At 65.9% G+C, this 20,715-nt stretch carries 20 protein-coding genes; 12 read left to right on the top strand and 8 right to left on the bottom strand.

Translation table 11 applies throughout. The annotated features are described in order from the left end of the window. Nucleotides 1-114: 114 nt before the first annotated feature. The 6 genes from cbiB to cobT form a co-directional block, all read right to left on the bottom strand. Nucleotides 115-1,095 (bottom strand): adenosylcobinamide-phosphate synthase CbiB, encoded by a 981-nt coding sequence (gene cbiB, locus B0D78_RS07985; protein ID WP_078016446.1) that lies wholly within the window; start codon nucleotides 1,093-1,095, stop codon nucleotides 115-117. Continuing rightward, nucleotides 1,092-1,667: a histidine phosphatase family protein gene (locus tag B0D78_RS07980; RefSeq protein WP_158606288.1), complete on the bottom strand. Its 576-nt coding sequence runs from the start codon at nucleotides 1,665-1,667 to the stop codon at nucleotides 1,092-1,094. The genes cbiB and B0D78_RS07980 overlap by 4 nt, the downstream gene beginning before the upstream one ends. Then, nucleotides 1,652-2,440: an adenosylcobinamide-GDP ribazoletransferase gene (locus B0D78_RS07975; protein WP_168170062.1), complete on the bottom strand. Its 789-nt coding sequence runs from the start codon at nucleotides 2,438-2,440 to the stop codon at nucleotides 1,652-1,654. The genes B0D78_RS07980 and B0D78_RS07975 overlap by 16 nt, the downstream gene beginning before the upstream one ends. Beyond that, nucleotides 2,428-2,949: a bifunctional adenosylcobinamide kinase/adenosylcobinamide-phosphate guanylyltransferase gene (locus B0D78_RS07970; protein WP_078016443.1), complete on the bottom strand. Its 522-nt coding sequence runs from the start codon at nucleotides 2,947-2,949 to the stop codon at nucleotides 2,428-2,430. Before B0D78_RS07970 ends, B0D78_RS07975 begins: the two co-directional genes overlap by 13 nt. 52 nt (nucleotides 2,950-3,001) lie before the next feature. Beyond that, nucleotides 3,002-3,322 carry a cysteine-rich small domain-containing protein gene (locus B0D78_RS07965; RefSeq protein WP_078016442.1) on the bottom strand — a complete coding sequence of 107 codons (321 nt, stop codon included), beginning with the start codon at nucleotides 3,320-3,322 and terminating at the stop codon, nucleotides 3,002-3,004. Nucleotides 3,323-3,435: 113 nt separating this feature from the next. Beyond that, a complete protein-coding gene (cobT, locus tag B0D78_RS07960; protein ID WP_078016441.1) occupies nucleotides 3,436-4,497 on the bottom strand; it encodes a nicotinate-nucleotide--dimethylbenzimidazole phosphoribosyltransferase in 1,062 nt (353 codons plus the stop codon). Between the two features lie 188 nt (nucleotides 4,498-4,685). Between cobT and B0D78_RS07955 the strand changes: the two genes are divergently transcribed. Next, nucleotides 4,686-5,384, top strand: coding sequence for an aspartate/glutamate racemase family protein (locus tag B0D78_RS07955; protein ID WP_168170061.1), 699 nt, complete (start codon nucleotides 4,686-4,688; stop codon nucleotides 5,382-5,384). Nucleotides 5,385-5,472: 88 nt separating this feature from the next. Here B0D78_RS07955 and B0D78_RS07950 read toward each other — a convergent pair whose 3' ends face one another. Both B0D78_RS07950 and B0D78_RS07945 read right to left on the bottom strand, forming a co-directional pair. After that, nucleotides 5,473-6,618 carry a DUF362 domain-containing protein gene (locus B0D78_RS07950; protein ID WP_078016440.1) on the bottom strand — a complete coding sequence of 382 codons (1,146 nt, stop codon included), beginning with the start codon at nucleotides 6,616-6,618 and terminating at the stop codon, nucleotides 5,473-5,475. 56 nt (nucleotides 6,619-6,674) lie between these two features. Continuing rightward, complete coding sequence (locus B0D78_RS07945) at nucleotides 6,675-8,123, bottom strand: M20 family metallopeptidase (protein ID WP_078016439.1); 1,449 nt, start codon at nucleotides 8,121-8,123, stop codon at nucleotides 6,675-6,677. Nucleotides 8,124-8,456: 333 nt separating this feature from the next. On the opposite strand from B0D78_RS07945, the gene B0D78_RS07940 reads away from it, so the two are divergent. The 11 genes from B0D78_RS07940 (at nucleotide 8,457) to B0D78_RS07890 (ending at nucleotide 20,611) form a co-directional block, all read left to right on the top strand. Further along, complete coding sequence (locus tag B0D78_RS07940) at nucleotides 8,457-9,656, top strand: dicarboxylate/amino acid:cation symporter (protein WP_078016438.1); 1,200 nt, start codon at nucleotides 8,457-8,459, stop codon at nucleotides 9,654-9,656. A 242-nt stretch (nucleotides 9,657-9,898) separates the two neighbouring features. Then, nucleotides 9,899-11,272 (top strand): MATE family efflux transporter, encoded by a 1,374-nt coding sequence (locus tag B0D78_RS07935; protein WP_168170060.1) that lies wholly within the window; start codon nucleotides 9,899-9,901, stop codon nucleotides 11,270-11,272. Between the two features lie 538 nt (nucleotides 11,273-11,810). Next, entirely contained in the window at nucleotides 11,811-12,797 is a 987-nt protein-coding gene (locus B0D78_RS07930; RefSeq protein WP_078016436.1) for an aspartate-semialdehyde dehydrogenase, read from the top strand. A 246-nt stretch (nucleotides 12,798-13,043) separates the two neighbouring features. Then, nucleotides 13,044-13,934 (top strand): 4-hydroxy-tetrahydrodipicolinate synthase, encoded by an 891-nt coding sequence (gene dapA, locus B0D78_RS07925; RefSeq protein ID WP_078016435.1) that lies wholly within the window; start codon nucleotides 13,044-13,046, stop codon nucleotides 13,932-13,934. Continuing rightward, entirely contained in the window at nucleotides 13,934-14,581 is a 648-nt protein-coding gene (locus B0D78_RS07920; protein ID WP_078016434.1) for a 4-hydroxy-tetrahydrodipicolinate reductase, read from the top strand. Before dapA ends, B0D78_RS07920 begins: the two co-directional genes overlap by 1 nt. 27 nt (nucleotides 14,582-14,608) lie before the next feature. Beyond that, a complete protein-coding gene (dapD, locus tag B0D78_RS07915; RefSeq protein WP_078016433.1) occupies nucleotides 14,609-15,307 on the top strand; it encodes a 2,3,4,5-tetrahydropyridine-2,6-dicarboxylate N-acetyltransferase in 699 nt (232 codons plus the stop codon). Nucleotides 15,308-15,310: 3 nt separating this feature from the next. Continuing rightward, on the top strand, nucleotides 15,311-16,555 hold the full coding sequence (locus B0D78_RS07910; protein WP_078016432.1) for an aspartate kinase: 1,245 nt from the start codon (nucleotides 15,311-15,313) through the stop codon (nucleotides 16,553-16,555). Nucleotides 16,556-16,589: 34 nt separating this feature from the next. Further along, complete coding sequence (locus B0D78_RS12825; RefSeq protein WP_168170059.1) at nucleotides 16,590-16,793, top strand: hypothetical protein; 204 nt, start codon at nucleotides 16,590-16,592, stop codon at nucleotides 16,791-16,793. Between the two features lie 47 nt (nucleotides 16,794-16,840). Next, nucleotides 16,841-17,986, top strand: coding sequence for a M20 metallopeptidase family protein (locus tag B0D78_RS07900; RefSeq protein ID WP_078016430.1), 1,146 nt, complete (start codon nucleotides 16,841-16,843; stop codon nucleotides 17,984-17,986). 317 nt (nucleotides 17,987-18,303) lie between these two features. Then, complete coding sequence (locus tag B0D78_RS07895; RefSeq protein ID WP_120372981.1) at nucleotides 18,304-19,788, top strand: ankyrin repeat domain-containing protein; 1,485 nt, start codon at nucleotides 18,304-18,306, stop codon at nucleotides 19,786-19,788. A 229-nt stretch (nucleotides 19,789-20,017) separates the two neighbouring features. Beyond that, nucleotides 20,018-20,611, top strand: coding sequence for a hypothetical protein (locus tag B0D78_RS07890; RefSeq protein WP_078016428.1), 594 nt, complete (start codon nucleotides 20,018-20,020; stop codon nucleotides 20,609-20,611). Nucleotides 20,612-20,715 lie beyond the last annotated feature (104 nt).

Raw genomic sequence — 20,715 nt, 5'->3', positions numbered from 1 at the left:
TGCGGGGGAGATTCACAAAGCGAGCTGCGCAGACCGCGCAGCGGTCGAGATAGTCCTGAGCGACTGGACTCCCCCGTAGCGCCCTGCAAACTATGTCAGCGTTTTGATCAAAAATTAGTATCGAAAGCCGCGGACAATCAGAAGGCGCAGCGCCAGCGCGAAGAAGAAGGAGAGCGCGGCGGTCGCGAAAAGGAGCTTGTGGGCGCGGGCGATGTCGGCGGTCTCCACGGGGCGCAGCGGATCGCCGAGGAACGGTTTGGCCTCGACCTGTCCGCCGTAGCTGGCGGGGCCGGCCAGCCGGACGCGCAGCGCCCCCGCGCAGGCGGCTTCGGCGTGGGCGGAGTTGGGGCTGGCGTGCCTGAGGCGGTCGCGGCGGAAGATCCGCCACGCGTTGGCCATGTCGAAGCGGCACAGTCCGGCGGCGGCGACCATCAGCAGCCCGGCCAGGCGGGCGGGGACGAAGTTGACGAAGTCGTCGAGACGAGCGGCGGCCGTGCCGAACCGGCGGTAACGCTCGTTCTTGTAGCCGATCATCGAGTCCATGGTGTTGACGCCCTTGCAGAAGCAGCCTCCGGGCACGCCGAAAAGTCCGATCCAGAACAGCGGCGCGACCACGCCGTCGGCGGTGTTCTCGGCCACGGTCTCGACGGCGGCTTCGACGACGCCGGTCTCGTCGAGGAACTCGGTGTCGCGCCCGACGATCATCGAAAGCCAGTAACGCGCGCTTTGCAAGTCGCCGGCTTCCAGCGCCGCGGCGACCTTGCGGCTTTCGTCGCGGAGGGAACGCGCCGCCAAAAGCTGATAACAGAAAAAGCTCTCCGCCGCCAGCCCGGCCCAGAACGAACGGTCGTACAGGGCGCGCAGCAGCAGCGCCGGCAGCGCCGTACAGACGGCGGCGACGGTCAGGGCCAGCAGGGCCCCCGCGGCGCGCTCGCCCCGTTTCGTGGGGGGGAAGAGCGGGCGCAGGATCTTTTCGCCCCAGGCGATCAGTTTGCCGGCGAAGACGACGATGTGGGGAAAGCCGTGCGGGTCGCCGCACAGCAAATCGAGCGCGAAACCGACGGTCAGCGCCGCCGCCGAAGCGGGGAACGTCATGCGAGGTCGCCGCCTTCGAGGCGCAGGCGCGCGCCGTCCCAGACGCAGCGCACGACGCCGCAGTTTTTCACGAAGCCGTCGTAAAAGGGGCGCGGCGGCTCGCAGAACTCGCTGAGGACGGCCATGATCGTGCCGCCGTGAACGACCGCGGCGATACGGCCGCAGCCGCGCGACTGCGCGGTCATGTCCATAAATCCTTGGCGGCAGCGCCGCCGCAGCGCCGCCATGTCTTCGCCGCCGGGGATCGGCCCTTCGCCGCGCGATTCGAGCCAGGCGGCGTAGGCGGGGTCGCCGCGTGCGAGCTGGTCGTGCGACCGCCCCTCGAAGCGGCCGAAGTCGATCTCGACGAACGCCCCGATCACGACCGGTTCGAGGCGCGGAAAGAGGATCGCGGCGGTCTGGCGGCAGCGGCGCAGCGGGCTGACGAAGATTTTTTCCACCGGCGGCAGTCCGGCGGCGCAGACGCGGGCCTGCGTGACGCCGAGTTCGCAAAGCGGCTCGTCGCGGCGGCCGAGATAGAGACGCGCCCGGTTGCTGACCGTCGCGCCGTGACGGATCAGAAGGATCCGCACAGCGCGAACCTCGCGATCTCCGCGGCCTGTCCCAGCGCCATGCCGGCCAGCATGGCCAGCTCGAGCGTCTGCACGAAAAATCCCGACGTGTCGCCGGTGATGCCGCCGAAGCGCCTCTCCGCCATGGCGTGATAGGCGAACCACGCCGCCACGGCCCCCAGCAGCGCGCCGGTGCCGGCGTACAGGTCGCAGAAATCCATCACGACCGCGCAGACGACGATCCAGCCCCAGGCGCAGCGCCGCACCAGCAGAGTCTGCGCCGGCTGCTGAAACTGCGCCAGCATGCCGCCGCCGCGGGCGTTTTTACGGCTGAGCACCGACAGCACGGAAACGGCGCGCGACATCGTGAAGATCAGGCAGAAGACCCCTGGCAGCCCCGCCGCCTCGCTGACCAGCCCGAGATCGAGCACGAGGTAGACGCCGCAGTAAATAATCGCGAACGCGCCGGCGCGCGAGTCCTTCATGATCTCGAGACAGCGCCGCGGCGGCTGATGGGATGCAAGCGCGTCCATGGTGTCGCAGAAGCCGTCCATGTGGATGCCGCCGCTGACCAGCAGCGGCACGGCCACGGCCACGGCGCTGCGCAGCAGCAGATTGAAGCCGGCAAACCAGCACAGCCACAGCCACGCGCCCTGCGCCGCGCCGATCAGCAGGCCGACCGCGGGCAGAAAACAGAACGAACGGGCCAGCGACTTTTCGTCCCATCCGCACTGCGGCACGGGAATCGCCGAATACGTGGACAGCGCGATCCAGAGCGGTTTCAAGCAATCCATGGGCATTCTCCCTTCAGCAGCCGCGGCGCGCCGCCGCGCATTTCGATCACCGCGTCGGCCGCGGCGGCAATCCGTTCGTTGAGGCGGTTCAGCGCGGCCGCGTAATTTTTCGTGGCCGCGTCGCAGCCCTCGCCGCTGACGCCGCCGATCGTCACGGCGATCACCACGGCGGCGCGCCCGGCGAGAGAAACGATCTGGCGCAGCGCCTCGTCCTCCGCGCCGCGGCGGCCGCGGCCGAACATCTCGTTGGCGAGCAGGTTGGACACGTCCTCGAGCAGCACCAGCGCGTTCTTCCCGGCGGAAATCTCGTCGAGCCCGCGCGGACACTCCACGGTGACGAACCCCTGCCCGGCGCGCTGGCGGCGGTGCCTGTCGACGCGCGCCGCGCCTTCGGCCCCGCAGGGGATCATCGTCGCGGCGTAAATTTTTTTGCCGGGAAAGCGCGCAGCGATCGTTTCGGCAAAACGGCTTTTGCCGCTGTTGGCGGCGCCGGTCAGAAAAATCAGCATTCGCGACGCCTCGTGCGGCTTCGGGCGCGAAAATGTTCCACGTGGAACATTTTCATTCTCCGTCCTTTGCCGCGGCCCGCTCGCGCTCCTGCATGGCCTTGACGATCTTCGTGAAGCGCGCGGCGATGTAGCCGTAGCTGTCGCGCCGGTGCGGGATCAGGCAGTTCGAACAGTCCTTGACGCCGTTTTCGAGGTAGCGGAAGTTGCCGCCGCACTCGCGCCCGAGGCAGTACAGCGGACAGTAACAGAACAGGCAGTTGAAGTCCTCCGGCGCGATGCCCCTGTGACACGGGAAGAACTCGCAGTCCTTGTGGCTGAAGAACGAATAATTGCACTCCTCTGGCTTTTTGTTCATGACGTCTTTTCTGCTCACGCGATCCCCTCCTGTGCGGGAAACAAAGGCTATGACGGCGAACGGAGAAAAACGCCTGGTCTTTCGCGAGTCGCCGGCGGCGTTTTTTCGTGGCGGATTTGTCCTCAAAAACTTTATGACTGCGGCGTGTAGGCTTCCATGCCGATATCGCTGAAGACGAGGCCGTCGTAGAGCGCCATGGCCATGTCCAGCAGCGGGAACAGACACAGCGCGCCCGTGCCCTCGCCGAGGCGCATCCCGGCGCGGATCACCGGCTCCAGCCCCAGCTCGCCGAAGACTCGCCGGGCCGCCGGTTCCGCCGACATGTGGCTGGGGATCATGGCGAAGGCGCAGCCGGGGCACAGCCGTCGCGCCACGAGCGCGCCGACGGCGCTGATCACGCCGTCGATCACCACGGGCAGGCGCGCCAGCGCGCCGCCGATGAACAGCCCCGCCATGGCGGCGATGTCGAAGCCCCCCAGCTTGCCGAGCACGTCCAGCGCGTCGTCTGCGTCGGGGCGGTTGACGGCGATGCCCTTTTCGATCGCGGCGATCTTGCGCTTCAGCCCCTCGTCCGAAAGCCCGGCCCCGCGCCCCGTGATCCCGCGCGGCTCGCAGCCCAGCAGCGCGGCGGCCACGGCGGCGCTGGTCGTGGTGTTGCCGATGCCCATCTCGCCCGTGGCGATCAGGCGGTAGCCCTTTTCGCGGCACTCGCGCGCCGTTTCGATGCCGACGCCGATCGCCCGCAGCGCCTGTTCGCGCGTCATCGCCGGCCCGGAAGTGAAGTCGCGCGTGCCGGCGGCAATACGGCGGCTGATCAGCCCCGGCGCGTCGGGCGGATTTTTCACGCCCACGTCCACGGGGATCACGTCCACGCGCGCCACGCGCGCCATCAGATTGGCGGAGGAACAGCCCTTCGCCAGGTCGGCGGCCACCAGCGCCGTGATCGACTCGTCCGTCTGCGTCACGCCCTGCGCGATCACGCCGTTGTCGGCGCACATCACCACCAGCGCGCGTTTGCCAATGTCGAAGCGCGCCTCGCCCGTGATCCCGGCGATCCGCGTCACCAGATCCTCGAGCGCCCCCAGGCTTTTCAAAGGCTTGGCGACGACGCTCCATCTTTCCTGCGAGGCCTTGACCGCCGCCTCGTCGAGGCCGGTCAGGCGCGAGTTGATTTCGTTCAGATCGACGTTCACGAGAATTTTCTCCTTTGATCGTGCGGAATTTTCCGCGCCCGGCCAGCCGCGCGCTTTTTTCGCCTCTATTCTATCACTCGCGCGCCGTTCCCCCAAACGGCGGCCGTTTGACAGCGCCCGCAAACGGGAATAAGATAATCGGCGCGCGCTCTGCGAGCGTTAAATTTTGCGAAACGCAGGTGAACGACATGATCCCTCGAAAAATCCTCGGCGTTTACGGCGGCATGGGCCCGGCGGCCTCGGCCGAATTCATGCGTCTGCTGGCGGCCATGGCCCCGGCGAAGCGCGATCAGGAGCACCCCGTCGTCTACGTCTATTCCAACGCGCAGACGCCCGACCGCACGGCGGCGTTTTTCGGCCGCGGCGAAAGCCCCGCCGCCGCGCTGCGCCAAGGGCTGGACACGCTGTGCGATTGGGGCGCCGATCTGCTGGCTGTGCCCTGCAACACGGCGCACATCTTCATCGACCCGTTCCGCGCCCAGCTGCGAGCCTCCCTGATCCACATCGTCGAAGCCACCGTCGCCGACGCGGTCAAAGCCGCACCCGACGGCTGCTGGATCATCGCCACCGGCGCGACGCTGGCCTCGGGCATCTACGAGAAGGAAGCGGCGCGCCGCGGCTACCGTTTCTTCGACGCCAGCGAAGAGGTCCGCGAACTGGCGACCCAAGCCATCGTCCACGTCAAGGCCGGCGAGCTGAAAGCCGGCGGCGCGGTCATGGACGAGATCGCCGCCAGGCTGTGGGCCGTCCGCCGCGCCCCGATCGTCACCGCCTGCACGGAACTGCCGCTTGCCTACGACGCCAGCTCGCTGCCGCCGGAAATGGGCATCTCCAGCCTGCGCAGCCTCGCGCGCGCCTGCCTCGAAGCCCTCTACGCGGAAGAGTAAGAGAAAAGACGAACAGAGATCACGAGCCGCGAGGGCGGACGATTGGCCAAAATCCAATCGTCCGCCCTCGCGGTTTTTCGCGCCGGATTCAAATTTTCCCGCGCCCGGCGCGGCGCGTTTTCCTCAGCAGAGCGAACAGCTTCATCAGCGCCCCTTCGCGGAAAGCGACGGCGTCGCGGGGACACATCTCGTGACAGCAGTAACAGCGGATGCACGCGGCGTAGTCGAAAAACAGCGTCCCGTTTTCCAGCTTCAACGCCCCGGCGGGACAGACGGCGACGCAGCGGCCGCAGGCGATGCAGCGCTCGCGGATCTGCTCGGGACGCGAGGCGAGAAAACGCCGCCCGAAACGGTCCATAAAGCGCGGCATGAGGCTGATCGCGTCCAGCGCCGGAATGTCGACGTCGGGGAAACGGCCGGCGGGATCGAAGTCGCCGCGCCATTCCACGCCGCTCAGATCGCAGCCTGCGAAGCCGCGGACGCGAGCCGCCTGCAGCAGAAAAAAATCCTGCGGAGGCAGCCCCATCATGGCCGACAGCGCCGAGTCGAGCGCCACCGTATCTCCGCTCGCGCCGATCAGTCCGAAAGCGCGCGGCCGGCCGTTGCTGGGGCCGCGCCCTTCCATGCCGATGACGCCGTCGACGATCGAGAGCAGCGGCGGCAGCGACAGCGAAATGTCCAGCAGCAGATCGGCGAAGCGGCGTCGGTCCAGCCCCACGGCGTAGTGCCATTGGGCCTTGCGCGTGCCGACCACGGCGCCGAAAAGATTTTTGACCGCCAGCGACAGCTGCATCTGACAGTGCGTTTTCATTTTGGGCAGGCTGACGACGGCGTCGGCCTCGAGCGCGTCGGCCGAAAGTTCCAGCCGTTTGTTGACGCGTCCCGGCGTCGGCGGACAGAGCGTGGAACGTCTCAGTTCCTGCACCGGCACGCCGAGGCGCGCTCCCACCTCGCCGATGCCCGACGCCTTCGCCACCAGCGCGAAGGGTTCGATGCCCGGACTGTCGCCGATTACCGGCCGGCAGCCCAGATCGAGCAGGGCGCGGCAGACCGAATCGACGACCGCCGGGTGCGTGGTCACGCATTTCTCCGGCGCGCGGGCGGCGAGCATGTTGGGTTTGACCAGCACGCGGCCGCCGCGCGGGAAAGCGCGCAGCGACAGACATTCCCGTACGATCGGGTCGAGCCGGGCGGGCGCGTAGTCTTCACAGTGAAAAAGCGCGACGGTCGTCATGGGATGACTCTCCTTGGGAAAAATCCGCCGGCCGGAGCGGAGAAGGCGGGGCGCGTTCAGCTTTTCGCGCCGGAAAGGCCGCGCGGTGTGACGCCCTTGGGGATGGGGACGTAGGTCTCGCCCCGCAGGCGCTCTTTCAGTTCGTCCTGGGCTTTTTTGAGCAGCTCGGGGTCGGTCATCAGATCGTAGCCGGCCGCGGCCATGACCTTGCCGGCCTGGAGCATGCCCTTGTGCGCCAGCGGCGACGTGCCGACCGTCACGACCTGCCAGGAATGGCCGGGCGTGCTGTTGGGCCAGGTGCCCATGTAGATCTGGGCCGTGGGCGTCTGCCAGGAGACGTCGCCCACGTCGGTGGAGCCGCCCATGGGAACGCCGGAGGGCACGTAGGGCAGGATGCGGCGCGGCAGTGGATCCTTTTTGGCTTCTTCGAGGGCCCGGCGTCCCGCCTCGCCGGCGCCTCTGACGCGCTTTTCCAGGTCTTCGAAGCGTCCCGGCCCGGGCGTGGTCTCGAAGATCTTGCGCGCGAGCTCCTCGTCGGCGGTGTCGAAATGGGGCGCGCCGAAGAATTCGAGATTTTTTTGCAGGCAGCGCTCCATCGTCTCGTTGTTGACGATGTTGGCGCAGGATTTGACGAAATCCTTTTCCACCGTCGTGTCGGTCATCAGCGCCGCGCCCCGGGCGATGCGGTCGACGCGCTCGACGATCTCCTTCACCTGACCGCTCTTGGGGGCGCGCAGCAGGTAGAGCACCTCCGCGTAGGGCTGCACGACGTTGGGCGAGACGCCGCCCGCGTCGGTGATGGCGTAGTGCATGCGCGCTTCCTGAATGACGTGCTCGCGCAAAAACTGCACGCCCACGTTCATCAGCTCGACGGCGTCGAGGGCGCTGCGGCCGAGATGGGGCGCGGCGGCCGCGTGGGCGCTGACGCCGCGGAAGCGGTAATAGATCTGCGCGTTGGCCAGCGACGAGGTGCCGGCGGTGAAGGTGCAGTTGGACGGGTGCCAGGTGACGGCGGCGTCCACGTCGGCGAAGACGCCCTCGCGGACCATGAAGGCCTTGCCGCTGCCGCCCTCTTCGCCGGGGCAGCCGTAATAGCGCACGGTGCCTTTCAGTCCCTGTTCCTGCATGACTTTTTTCAGCGCCGCGGCGGCGGCGATGGAGGCGACGCCAAGCAGATTGTGTCCGCAGCCGTGCCCGTTGCCGCCGGGGACTTCCGGATCCCTGCGGTCGAGCCCGGCCTTCTGGCTCAGCCCGGCCAGCGCGTCGAACTCGCCGAGGAAAGCGATCACGGGGCGTCCTTCGCCCCATTCGCCGCAGAACGCCGTCTCCACGCCGCCGACGTTCGTCGCCACGTTGAACCCCTCTTCCTCGAGCAGGCGGATCTGCGCCGCCATCGACTTGTGCTCGCGAAACGCCGTCTCCGCGTAGCCCCAGATCTCGTCGGCCGTTTCGGCGTAACGGACGCCGCGCGATTCGATGATCTCGCCGATTTTTTTCTTGTCCATGGAACATCGCTCCCTTCAAAGAATGACGCCGCTTCCGCAGGTCCATGCCGGCCGCGGAATGTTTGAGATTTTTATTATAGCGCCTTCCTTTTCTCCTGCGCAAGAAAGCTTTCGGCTCGCCGCATTCCGGCCGGCCGCGCGGATAAAACGTTGCGAGGTTTTCTGAATTTGCGGTCTATTCCCAATGTTTTTCGACGAAAATCTCGCGGATGCCGTCGAAATTTTCATTAAAAGACAGCATTGAATCGGCCGTTCCGTGTTATATAATTTTATTTAAGCAGTTTCTGCTGCGACTTTTATTTATCGTTTTTATTTATCTGAGGAGGGGTTCTCATGGCAGAAAAACGCGGAGTTCCTTTGATTTGGCAGATCAGCATCGGTTTTGTCGCCGGCATCCTGTTCGGCAGAATGGCCGCGCCGGATGTGGTGGCGTATGTGGACCCCCTTGGCAAGATCTTCATGGCCCTGCTGAGCATGCTGATCGTGCCGCTGGTCCTGTCGAGCCTCGTCGTCGGCGTGGCGTCGCTGGGCGACCTCAAGTCGCTGGGCCGCATCGGCGTGAAGACGATCGCCCTTTATCTGGTCACCACGGCGGTCGCCATCGCCATCGGTCTGGCTCTGGGCAATCTCATGCAGCCGGGCGCCGGCATGGACATCGCCCTTGCCAAGGCGGTCGAAGGCAAGGCCGCGCCCTCGCTGGGGCAGGTGCTGACGAACATGTTCCCGAAGAACGCCTTCGCGTCGATGGTCAATGCCAACATGCTGCAGATCATCGTCTTCGCGCTGTTCCTCGGCGTTTCCATGACGCTGGCCGGAGAGAAGGGCAAGCCCGCGCTCGACTTCTTCAACTCGATAGCGGAGACGATGTACAAGATGACCGCGATCGTCATGAAGTTCGCGCCTTACGGCGTCTTCGCGCTGATCGCCGTGACCGTTTCCAAGTACGGCGCCGCGGTGCTGCTCCCCTTCATAAAAGTCATCGGCGCCGTCTACATCGGCTGCATCCTGCACGCCGTGCTCGTCTATTCCGGGCTGGTCGCCGTTTTTGCGCGCAAGAGCCCGCTGTGGTTCTTCAAGGGCATCAAGGAAGCCAGCCTGACGGCGTTCGTCACGCGCTCCAGCTCGGGCACGCTGCCCGTCACGATGGAGTGCTGCCATAACATGGGTGTTCCCGACAAGGTGGCGTCCTTCGTGCTGCCCTTGGGGGCGACGATCAACATGGACGGCACGGCGCTGTATCAGGGCGTCTGCGCGCTGTTCATCGCCCAGGCCTTCGGCATCCCGCTGAGTCTGACGGCCCAGCTCGGCATTCTCGTCACCGCCACGCTCGGTTCGATCGGCACGGCCGGCGTTCCCGGCGGCGGGCTGATCATGCTCACCCTCGTCACCACCCAGGCCGGCTTGCCCATGGAAGGCGTGGCCATGATCGCCGGCATCGACGCGGTGCTCGACATGATCCGTACGTCGCTGAACATCACCGGCGACGCGGCCGTGGCGACGGTGGTCGCCAAGAGCGAAGGCGCCGAACTGTAAGTTCGGGCGGGGAAAGAATCGCCGACAGCGAATTGAGAACAAGAAAACGCTCTCCCGACAGTGTCGCGGGAGAGCGTTTTCTTGTTCTGTCCGGCGCGGGCGGCGTCGTTGTTTTTTTCGCTTGGCAAGGTATAAAAAGTCTTGAACGACTTAACTCTTTCAGTGCGGCGGCGTTGCAGTGATAAAATAATCAATTATGTTTTTGCGGGCGCGAGCGTCGTTTATGAAATCGGGTGAATCGTATGGAGCGCGGGAACAATCAAATCGTCGAGGGCGTGATCTGGAAGCAGCTGCTGGCCTTTTTCTTCCCGATCATGCTGGGCACGTTTTTTCAGCAGCTGTACAACACGGTCGACGCGGTCGTGGTCGGCCGCTACGTGGGCAAGGTGGCGCTGGCGGCCGTGGGCGGCCCGACGAGCACGGTGATCGCGCTGCTGGTGGGCTTTTTCGCCGGGCTGTCGACGGGCGCCACGGTGGTGATCGCGCAGTTTTTCGGCGCCGGCGACCCGGAACGCACGTCGCGTGCGGTGCACACGGCGATGGTTCTGGCGCTGGCGGCCGGCGCGGCGATGACGGTCCTGGGCGTGACGGCCGCGGGGTGGACGCTGGAAAAGATGCGCACGCCGCCGGACGTGATGCCTCACGCCGTGTCGTATCTGCGCATTTACTTCGCGGGCATCGTTCCCTCGCTGCTGTACAACATGGGCTCGGGGATTTTGCGCGCCAAGGGCGACTCGAAGCGCCCGTTCTATCTGCTGGCGGGCGGCACGGCGGTCAATCTCGCCGCCGATCTGCTGCTGATCGTGCGTTATAACTGCGGCGTGGACGGCGTGGCCTACGCCACGATCCTCTCGCAGGGATTCTGCGCCGCGGGCGTGTGGTGGCTGCTGGCGCGCGAATCGGGGCCGTTCCGGCTGGAGCTCCGCAAGCTGCGCTGCGACTGGCTGCTGCTGCAGAACATCATCCGTATCGGTCTGCCGACGGGGATCCAGGCGACGATGTACTCGTTTTCCAACGTCATCATTCAGGCGGTCACCAACAAGTTCGGCGTGGACGTGGTGGCGGCCTGGGCGACGCTGGGCAAGATCGACGCGCTCTACTGGATGGTGATGTCGGCATTCGGCATGGCGCTGTCGACGTTCTCGGGACAGAACTTCGGGGCGCGGCGCTACGGCCGCGTGATCCGCAGCATCCGCGTCTGCTCGCTGATGGCTTTCGTCGCCACGGGGATCATCGTGACGGCATTCCTGTCGGGCGGCGAGTTCTGGTTCCGCATTTTCACCGACGATCCGCAGGTCATCGGCCAGGGGCTCATGCTGATGCGGCTGATGGTGCCGTGGTATTTCTCCTACGTGGTGGTGGAGACGATCTCCGGCGGCATCCGCGGCACGGGCGATTCGCTGGCCCCCACGGCGATCATGGCCGTCGGCGTGTGCGCGTTCCGGCTGGCCTGGATGTGGCTGGTGGTGCCCTCGCACTGGGACATCCGCGTCGTGGCCTGGAGCTATCCGATCAGCTGGGCGCAGACGGCGGCGTTGTTCGTGCTGTACTATTTCTGCAGCGGCTGGATGAAGCGCAGCATCGCCCGGGCGGGGCACCTGCATGCGGCGGCGTGATATTTTCAAAATCGTGAGAATTTTCTCCCTTGACAGTTTGAGAAATGAGGCTATAATTTCACCCATAACTGAAGAGCGATATAAAGGCGTTGAACCGGATCTCCTTGAAGAGCGTGTCGCCGTGCCAGAGAGGAAGCCCCGCAGGCTGAAAGGGCTTTCAGCGCGATTTTTTTGAGGAGCAAGGCCCGGGGAGCCGGAATGGAAAGGCTTGTGTGCCGGAGTACATTTCCCGAACTGACCCTCCGTGACCGGGGTCCAAGCGGGGCGTGAGATGGAATGCGTCCAAGCAGGGTGGTACCGCGAGACTGTGATGGCTCGTCCCTACAGAACGATGTGGGGGCGAGTTTTTTTAGTATGGCGGTACACCGTGCGCGGCGGCGCGAAATCGCGCCCAAGCAGGGTGGTACCGCGTGCTGGAGGCTGAACGGCGCGTCCCTGTGCGTTCAGTTTCGGGCGCACGGAGATGCGCCGTTTTTGAGCCGAAATTTCAATCGCAGAAAAATTGAAACGCTTTTTTCACAGGGAGGAGTCGGGTAAAATGAAACTGGCGGTGGTAGGTGCGACGGGCGAAGTCGGCCGCACGATGGTCCGCGTTTTGGAGGAGCAGGGAGTCCGCCCCGGGACGATCCGCTTTTTCGCTTCGCCCCGCAGCGCGGGAAGGGAACTGGAGTTCGCCGGCCGCCGCGTGGCGGTCGAGGGATTGACGAAGGAGTGGGTCCCCGCCGGGACGTTCGATTACGTGATCATGTCGGCGGGGTCGGAGCTGTCGGCGTGGTTCGCCCCCGTCGCCGCGTCGCGCGGCGCGGTGGTGATCGACAACAGCTCGCGCTGGCGCATGGATCCGGAAAAGCTGCTGGTGGTGCCGGAAATCAACGGCGATCTGCTCGCGGGCTACCGCGGCATTATCGCCAATCCCAACTGTTCGACGATCCAGATGGTGCTGGGGCTGTACAAGGTGCACGAGCGCTTCGGCCTCAAAAACATCGTCGTCAGCACGTACCAGGCCGTCAGCGGCGCGGGACGGCGCGGCATCGACGAGCTGCTGGCGCAGGAGCGCGGCGGCACGAAATACGAGAAGTTCGCGGCGCCGATCCACCGCAACGTGGTGCCGCAGATCGACGCGTTTTTGGACAACGGCTTCACCAAGGAAGAGATGAAGATGGTCGACGAGCCGCGCAAGATCCTGCGCGACGGTTCGATCATGTGTTGGCCCACGACGGTGCGCGTGCCGGTGCTGTACGGCCACAGCGAAGCGGTCTTCGCGGAGACGCGCGAACCCTTCGGCACGATCGAAAAACTGCTCGAAGTGATGCGAACGCAGGAGCACGTGACCGTCAGCGACGAGCCCGTGGTCACGCCCGCGGTGGACGCCGCGGGCACGGACGTGACGTTCGTCAGCCGCGTGCGCAGCTTCGACGACACGCATTTTTTGCAGTGGAACGTGGCCGACAACGTGCGCGTGGGCGCGGCCACCAACGCCGTGCGCATCCTGCTCCGTCATGCGGCGCTGAACGGCGTGCGCTGAGCGGTTCGCCGTTCATGGGAAAATGTTCCACGTGGAACATTTTTCGCGTTTTGCTTTTTCACCCTTTGGAGTTGCTGAGTTTATCGTCATCTGATTTTCGCGGCGGAGAAAGAGTTTCCTTTTTTCGCGCGTCCGACGGCGGCGCGCCGCCGTGTTTTTCCGGTATTTTTGTTTTTCCCCGCTCCGCCGTTTCTCCGTGGTTGCTTTTGTTTTTAAGAAGACTTTCACGCAAAGGAGTGCATTTTCATGTTCAGAGGTACAGGCACCGCGCTGATCACGCCTTTCCGCAACGGAGCCGTCGACTTCGACGCGCTGGGCGAGCTTTTGAACTTTCAGGTGGAAAACGGCGTCGACGCGCTGATCGTGCTCGGCACCACGGGCGAGGCGGCGACGCTGACGCCCGCGGAGCGCGACGAGGTGATCTCCTTCGCGCTGCGCACGGTGGACGGGCGAATCCCCGTGATCATCGGCACGGGCACCAACAACACGGCGACGACCGTCGACCTGTCGCGCCGCGCCGAGGAGCTGGGCGCCGACGGCGCGCTGGTGGTGACGCCTTTCTACAACAAGCCCAACCAGGAAGGACTGTACCGGCATTTCCGCACCGTGGCCGAGTCCGTGAGGATCCCCGTGATTTTGTACAACGTGCCCGGGCGCACGGGCGTCAATCTGGCGCCGGAAACGGCGCTGCGCCTGGCCCGGATCGAGAACATCGTCGGCGTCAAAGAAGCCAGCGGCAACCAGTACCAGTGCGACAGCCTGATCCGCTCGCTGCGGGTCGTGCGTCCCGACTTCCGCGTCTGGTCGGGCAACGACGACCAGGCCTTCCACCTCGTCTGCTGCGGCGGCGACGGCGTCATCTCCGTGCTGTCCAACGTGCTGCCCGCGCAGACCGTGGCGATGATCGACGCCGCGCTCGGCGGCGACGTGGCGGCGGCGCGCCGGCTGCATCTGCGGCTGCTGCCGCTGATGAAGGATCTCTTCAACGAGTCCAACCCGATCCCCGTCAAGTTCGCCGCCGGCGAGCTGGGACTGTGCCGCGACGAGCTGCGTCTGCCGCTGGTGCCCGCCGGCGAAAGAACGCGCGAGCTGGTGCGCGCCGACCTGCTCGAACTGGGCGCGCTGGAGGCCGAATAATGGCGCTCTCCGTTCCCTATGGCGTGATCGGCTCCACCGGGCGCATGGGGCGCGAGATCGCGGCCGCCGCCGGCGGGACTCCCTGTCTCCGCGTCTGGGACGAGGGCGAGACCTGCGACGGCACGCCGCGCGTTATCTTCGACTTTTCGTCCGCCGCCGTCCTGCCGCGCACCGTCGAGCTGTGCCGCCGCCACAAAAGCGCGCTGGTCATGGGCACCACGGCGCTGAACGACGGGCACATGGCCGCGTTGCGCGGCCTCGCCGAGGAAGTTCCGGTCGTACAGAGCTTCAATTATTCCATCGGCATCGCCGTCATGGCCATGATCCTGCGCGAGTACGCGCCGCTGCTGGCCGACTGGGACGCCGAGATCGCCGAGGCGCACCACGTCCACAAGAAAGACGCGCCCTCCGGCACGGCGCTGATGCTGGGCAAAGCGCTGGGGCGCGACGTGCCCATGCACTCCTTCCGCCTCGGCGGCCTGCCGGGCGACCACGAGGCCCTGTTCGGCAACGAGGGCGAGACGCTCAGCGTCCGCCATCACGCCATCAGCCGCAGCGTCTTCGCCATCGGCGCGGTCAGGGCCGCGCGTTTCGCGCTGACGAAGGACAAGGGCCTGTTCACATTCGAAGACGTGGTGCGCGGCTGAGCGCGCCGTCATGAAGGAGTTTTCGCGATGAACACAGAAGAAGTGATCCGCCTCATCAAGGAGTCGAAAAAACGCACCGTCGCCCGCGCTTTCGTGGCCGGCGATCTCAAAGACGTCGAGTGGGGCGCGCTGCACTTCGTGGGCAGTTCCAGCTTCGGCACCGTCAAGGGCGACCTGCCCGAGATCCTCAAAGTTCTGGAAGCCAACGGCGACCGTATCGAGGACTGCGAGGTGGAAGTTTGCGCGCGCAACAGCGCCGTGCCGCTCGCCGACCTGACCCGCTACGAAGCCCGCATCGAACCCGGCGCGGTGATCCGCGACATGGTGGAGATCGGCAGAAACGCCGTGGTGATGATGGGGGCGGTGATCAACATCGGCGCTTCGGTCGGCGAAGGCGCGATGATCGACATGAACGCCGTGCTCGGCGGACGCGCGCAGGTGGGCAAAAACTGCCACATCGGCGCCGGCGCGGTGATCGCCGGCGTGGTCGAACCCGCCAGCGCCCAGCCGGTCGTCATCGAAGACGGCGTGCTCGTCGGCGCCAACGCCGTCGTGCTCGAAGGCGTCCGCGTCGGGGCCGGATCCGTCGTCGCCGCGGGCGCGGTCGTCACCGCCGACGTTCCCGCCGGCGTCGTCGTGGCCGGCACGCCTGCGCGCGTGATTAAAAACGTGGATTCCCGCACCGAGGGCAAGACGGCTGTCGTCGAAGCCCTGAGAGAGCTTTAGGAAATGGCGGCTCCCGCACAGATCGTCCGCACCGCGGTGCTGAAATACGGCGGCTCGTCCGTGGCCGACGCGGACAAGATCCGCGCCGTCGCCGCCAAAGTCGCCGCCCGCTGCCGGAGCGGCGAACGCCTGGTCGTCGTCGTCTCCGCCATGGGCAAGACCACCAACCGCCTCATCGACCTCGCCGCGGACGTGTCCGGCAACAGCGCCGGCTACAAGCGCGAGATGGACATGCTGATGGCCACGGGCGAACAGGTCTCGGCCGCGCTGCTGGCCATGGCCCTGCGCGACCTCGGATGCGACGCCCTGTCCATGAACGCCTATCAGATCGGCATGCTGACGACCAACGCCTACGGCGGCGCGCGCATCCGCGACATCGACGTCGGACGGATCCGCAAGGAACTTGACGAACGCGGCGTCGTCGTGGCGACGGGTTTTCAGGGCGTCGCGGAGAACGGCGACCTGACCACGCTCGGGCGCGGCGGCAGCGACACGTCCGCTATCGCCATCGCCGCGGCGCTGCGCTGCCCCTGCGAAATTTACAGCGACGTGGACGGCGTGTACGCCTGCGACCCGCGCATCATCCCCGAGGCCAAAAAACTGGAGTACGTCACCTACGAAGAGATGCTCGAAATGGCCTCCTCCGGCGCCAAGGTGCTGCACTCGCGCGGCGTGGAGATCGCCGACAAGCAGCAGGTGGAGCTCTACTGCGGCTCCACTTTTTCCGACGAAAGAGGCACGAGAATCGTGAAAAACCTTCCCGAATGGCTTGAGCATCCCGTCGTCACCGGCGTGGCCGTCGACGCCGACCAGATCAAGGTCAACCTGCGCGGCCTGCCCGAGGACGTGCACCTCTACACGCGCGTCTTCAACGAGCTGGCGGCGCGCTGCATCAACCTCGACATGATCACCATCGTCTCCGAGGGAGGCGAAGCGGCTGTAACGTTCTCCGTGATCCGCGGCGACGTGGGCCTAGTCCGCCCGGCCCTGGAAGCGGCCCTGCGGGGGCTGGACGGCTGGACGATGACCGTCGACGGCGAGGTCGCCAAAGTGTCGGCCATCGGCGTCGGCATGCAGGCGGCCTCCGGCGTGGCCGGGCGCTTTTTCGGCGCGCTCGAACGCGCCCGTATCGACGTGCTCGGCGCCACCACCTCGGAGATCAAGATCGCCGTGCTCGTGCCGCGCGCCCAGGCGCAGAGCGCCGCCGACGCGCTGATGACCGAGTTCGACCGCAAGGTCGGAGAGTGATTACCACCGCCTCGCGCCCGCCGCGGGGCTTTTTTTGAAACAAGGGGCGCCACGGAGAAGCGGCGAAGCGAAGGAAAACGCGCCGCCGCTGCGCGGCGAAAGCCAAAAGCAAAATTGCAGTGCGGGAATGAAGACTCTCGCCCATTTTTCGCAAAAACTTTCCGCGCAAAAAATATTCAAGAATTTTTCTTTTGGTTTTCTCCGTGTCTCCGTGGTAGCTTTTGTTCCCGCGCCATGAGAAAATACGGACGAATATCCAGATCGAACGCGACGAGGTGTGTGACGATGTATAAAAAAGCGCAAACCATCCAGCCCTGGCTGACGGAAGTGCATCAGGCGCTACACCGCATTCCCGAGCTGGACCGCGACCTGCCCGAGACGACCGCTTACGTGACGGAGCGCCTCGACGAGATGGGCGTGCCGCATTTTGCCTGCGCCGGCGGCCTCGTCGCCGAGCTGGCGGGCGAGCCGGGCGCGCCCGTCGTGGCGCTGCGCGCCGACATGGACGCGCTGCCCGTCACGGAAGCCACCGGGCTGCCTCAGGCGTCGCGCCACGCCGGCAAGATGCACGCCTGCGGGCACGACGCGCACATGGCCTGCGCTCTGGGAGCGCTGCGCCTGCTGCGCGGCGAGGGCAAACGCGCGGCGACCCTGCGCGTGCTCTTTCAGCCCGCCGAGGAGACCGACGGCGGCGCGGCGAAGATGATCGAAGCCGGAGCGCTCGACGGCGTTTCGTCGGCGCTGTGCCTGCACGTCGCCTCGTCGCTCGCGGTCGGTCAGATCGGCGTCATCTCCGGCCCGGCGCGCGGCGCCAGCGACATGTTCAACGTCACGCTGCGCGGGCGCGGCTGCCACGGCGCCTATCCCCACCTCGGCGCCGACGTCGTCGCCGGCGGCGCGCAGATCATCTCGGCCCTGCAGCTGCTGGTCAGCCGCGAGACCAGCCCGCTCGATCCGGCCGTGCTGACCGTGGGCAGGTTCGCCGCCGGCACGGCGCGCAATATCATCCCCGACAGCGCCGGGTTCGAGGGCATCGTGCGCACGCTGGACCCCGCCACGCGCGCGCGCATGGCGGCGCGCGTGCGCGAACTGGTCGGGGGCATGGCCGCGGCCCTGCGGCTGAGCGCCGAAGTGGAATTCATCGAAGGCTACCCGGCGCTGATCAACGACGCCGAAGTCGCCGAAGCCGTGCGCCGCGCCGGCGCGCGCGAGCTGGGGGCGGAAAACGTGATCGCGCCGCCCTGCCCGCAGCTGGGCGTGGACGACTTCGCCTGCATCGCCGAGCGCGTGCCGGGCTGCTACGTCGATCTCGGCGCGCGCCGCCCCGGCGGGGCCGAAGAGCCGCTGCACAGCCCGCGCTTTTATCCCGACGAGGGCTGCCTGCCCGTCGGCGCGGCGCTGATCGCCGCCTGGGCGCAGAGTCAGGCGTAAAGGACAAAGGCAAACAAGAGCCGCCGCGAAGACGCAAAGGCGCGAAGAAAGGCGAAAAACGAACGGCCGCCCGGCGGCGTTTCGTTTCCGGATCTTTCTCGGCGTCCCCGTGTGTTCGCGGCGGCTTTTTGTTTTATGGACGCTTGCATAATCTTGTTCTTATGATAAAATAACCTATAAAACAAAAAAACGACGTAAAATTCATGTCTTTGCCGATTAAAATTTTCGATCGGCAGGGCGGCGCTCCGCGCCGCGGGAATTTTCGTTTGGTACGTCGTCGGCTGCTGGCGGCTGACATATCAAAAGGAGGCGAACGCATGAAAAAGATCGTGAAGTTCTGGGTGTGCGCCGCGACCGTCCTGGCCCTGTGCGGCAGCGCGGGAGCGGCGGACGTCAACGCGGTCGACCGCTACGGGCGCACGGAGCTGATGAAAGCCGCCCGCTACGGCGAGCTGAAAAGAGCGGAAGAGCAGCTCAAACTGGGCGCCGACGTGAGCATTTGCGACACCGACACGGCGGGGTACAACGCGCTGCACGAGGCCGCGCGCCACGGCGACGCGGCGATCACGGAACTGCTGCTGGCCCACGGCGCCGACGCCAACGCTCCGACCGCGGGCGGTTCGACGGAAAAGGGCGGCGTCACGGCGCTGATCCTGGCCGCCCAGGAGGAGAAAGGGCTGCCGGTCGCGGAGCTGCTGCTGAAACACGGCGCCGACCCCAACGCCGCCAACGCGAAGGGATTCCGCGCGCTGCACTACGCCGCCTCCGAGGGCAACGCGGCGCTGGCGGAGCTGCTGCTGGCCCGCGGCGCCGACGTCAACGTTCTGACTTCCGACGGCCGTTCGCCGCTGATCTTCGCCGTCGGCGAAACGGACAACCTCGCCGTGGCGAAGCTGCTGCTCGACAAGGGCGCCGACGTCAATCTGCGCCCTAAAGAAACGGCTTATTCGCCGCTGACCTGGGCGCTGAAAAACTACAACCGCCCCGCGGCGCTCCTGCTCGTCGAGCGCGGCGCGGACGTCAACGTCGCCGCGGGCGGCGCGGCGCCGCTGCTGTGGGCGCTGCGGCTTGACCAGCCCGGCGACGAAAATCTGGAGATCCCCAAGGCGCTGCTGGCGCGGGGCGCGAAGCTCGACATTGTGGGAGACGGCGGCGTGACGCCCTTCATGATAGCCGCGGCGCGGGAGAACTTTACGCCGGAGACGCTGCAGTGGCTGCTCGACCACGGCGCCGACCCCAAGGGCGTCGACAAGAACGGCAACTCCGCGCTGTACTACGCCGCCAGAAGCAAGAACGCGGCCGCGCGGCTGCTCTGGCTGATCTCGCTGAGGCTGTACGACGTCAACGAGCGCGACAAGGACGGCGCCAGCATTTCGGCGCTGGCGCTCGGCAGAGCGGCCGATCCCAACCTGCTGACGGCCTTGCTCGACGCCGGCGCCGATCCGAAGATCGCTTCCAAGGACGGATACGGGCTGATGCACATCGTCGCCGGGAAGCTGTGCGACGCCGCCAAAGATCAGGAACGCACGAAAGAGGGCGCCGACCGGGCGTGGAACGACGCTCTGGCCTGCTTCCGCCTGCTTTGCGACAAGGGCGTGCCGCTCAACGAGCGGTACGGAAAGAACGGCGAAACCCCGCTGCTTATAGCGTCCGGCTGGGGCGCGCCGCTGAAGGTCGTGCAGACGCTGGTCGAAGCCGGCGCCGATCCGAAGATCGCCGCCGCTGACGGGAAAACGGCGCTGTCCCTGGCCGAGAGCTGGGGCGTGCCGGGAGTTCCCGAATACCTGAAATCGAAAATGTAACGCCAGGCGGCGGCCGCGGGAGGCCGCCGCTTTTTCGTCTCGCGACGGCGAAAGGCCGTTCGCTTTTGCCAAAAACGCACTATCACGCTTTGGCATGAGACGTTCGAAAAAAGATCACCCTTTGCGGCGCTACGCTTCAGCCATGATCTTTTCGTTAATGAAACAGGCGGCGCGGCGGAGCCCGAACGGGCGCGCCGCGACGCCCCGCATCCCGAAGGAGGAATGTTCCATGACGGCGCCAAAGAGCGGCGCTCCCGGTGCGGAGCCCATTGAGTGGAGAACGCGCGTCTCTTTTTTCCGCAACAATCCCGTGACGCGGCAGATCGCGGCGGTCATAGGAATTCCGTTCGGTCTGCTGCTGCTCTGGATGGGCAAGCTCGGCTTTGCCGACGGCGTGCGGGAAGCGCGCTATGCTTTTTATTTTGTCGGCTTTTTTCTCGCGATCGGCGCGCTCTTCGTGATCGCCGTCTTCGGCGGCGGCTACGACGTGGAATACCGTCTCGACGAAAGCGGCGTTTACGCGGCCAATCAGGAGCGTCAGCGCAGGCGGCTGAGCGCGCTCTTCCGGCTGGGGCTGTTCCTTTCTATGTTCGCGCGCAGCTTCACGGCCGCCGGCTCGTCGCTGCTGGCTCGCGGCTCGCTGCGGCGTTCCCTGAGCTGGAGCTCGCTGCGCTCTGCCAGATTCAATCCCAAGGAGCGGCTGATCGTCGTCAAAGCGAACGCCGCCGACAAGATCTACCTGTTCTGCACGCCCGAAAACTACGAAGCCGTCCGCGCCGTCGTGGAACGGCGCCTGCGCCTCGACGAATCCGCCCGCGCTTGAAGCGGACGAAAGGACGGCGCTGGCTCCGGCCGAGAGACGGAGCGGCCGGAGCCCCGAGAAAAGGGCGAGGGGTTCTCTTGAATTCGGAGATCCTGTATTGTATA

The sequence above is a fragment of the Pyramidobacter sp. C12-8 genome (assembly GCF_002007215.1).
Taxonomy (GTDB): Bacteria; Synergistota; Synergistia; order Synergistales; family Dethiosulfovibrionaceae; genus Pyramidobacter.
The sequence above is the reverse complement of the archived record's forward strand: the minus strand, read 5'-3'. Positions and strand labels throughout refer to the sequence as shown.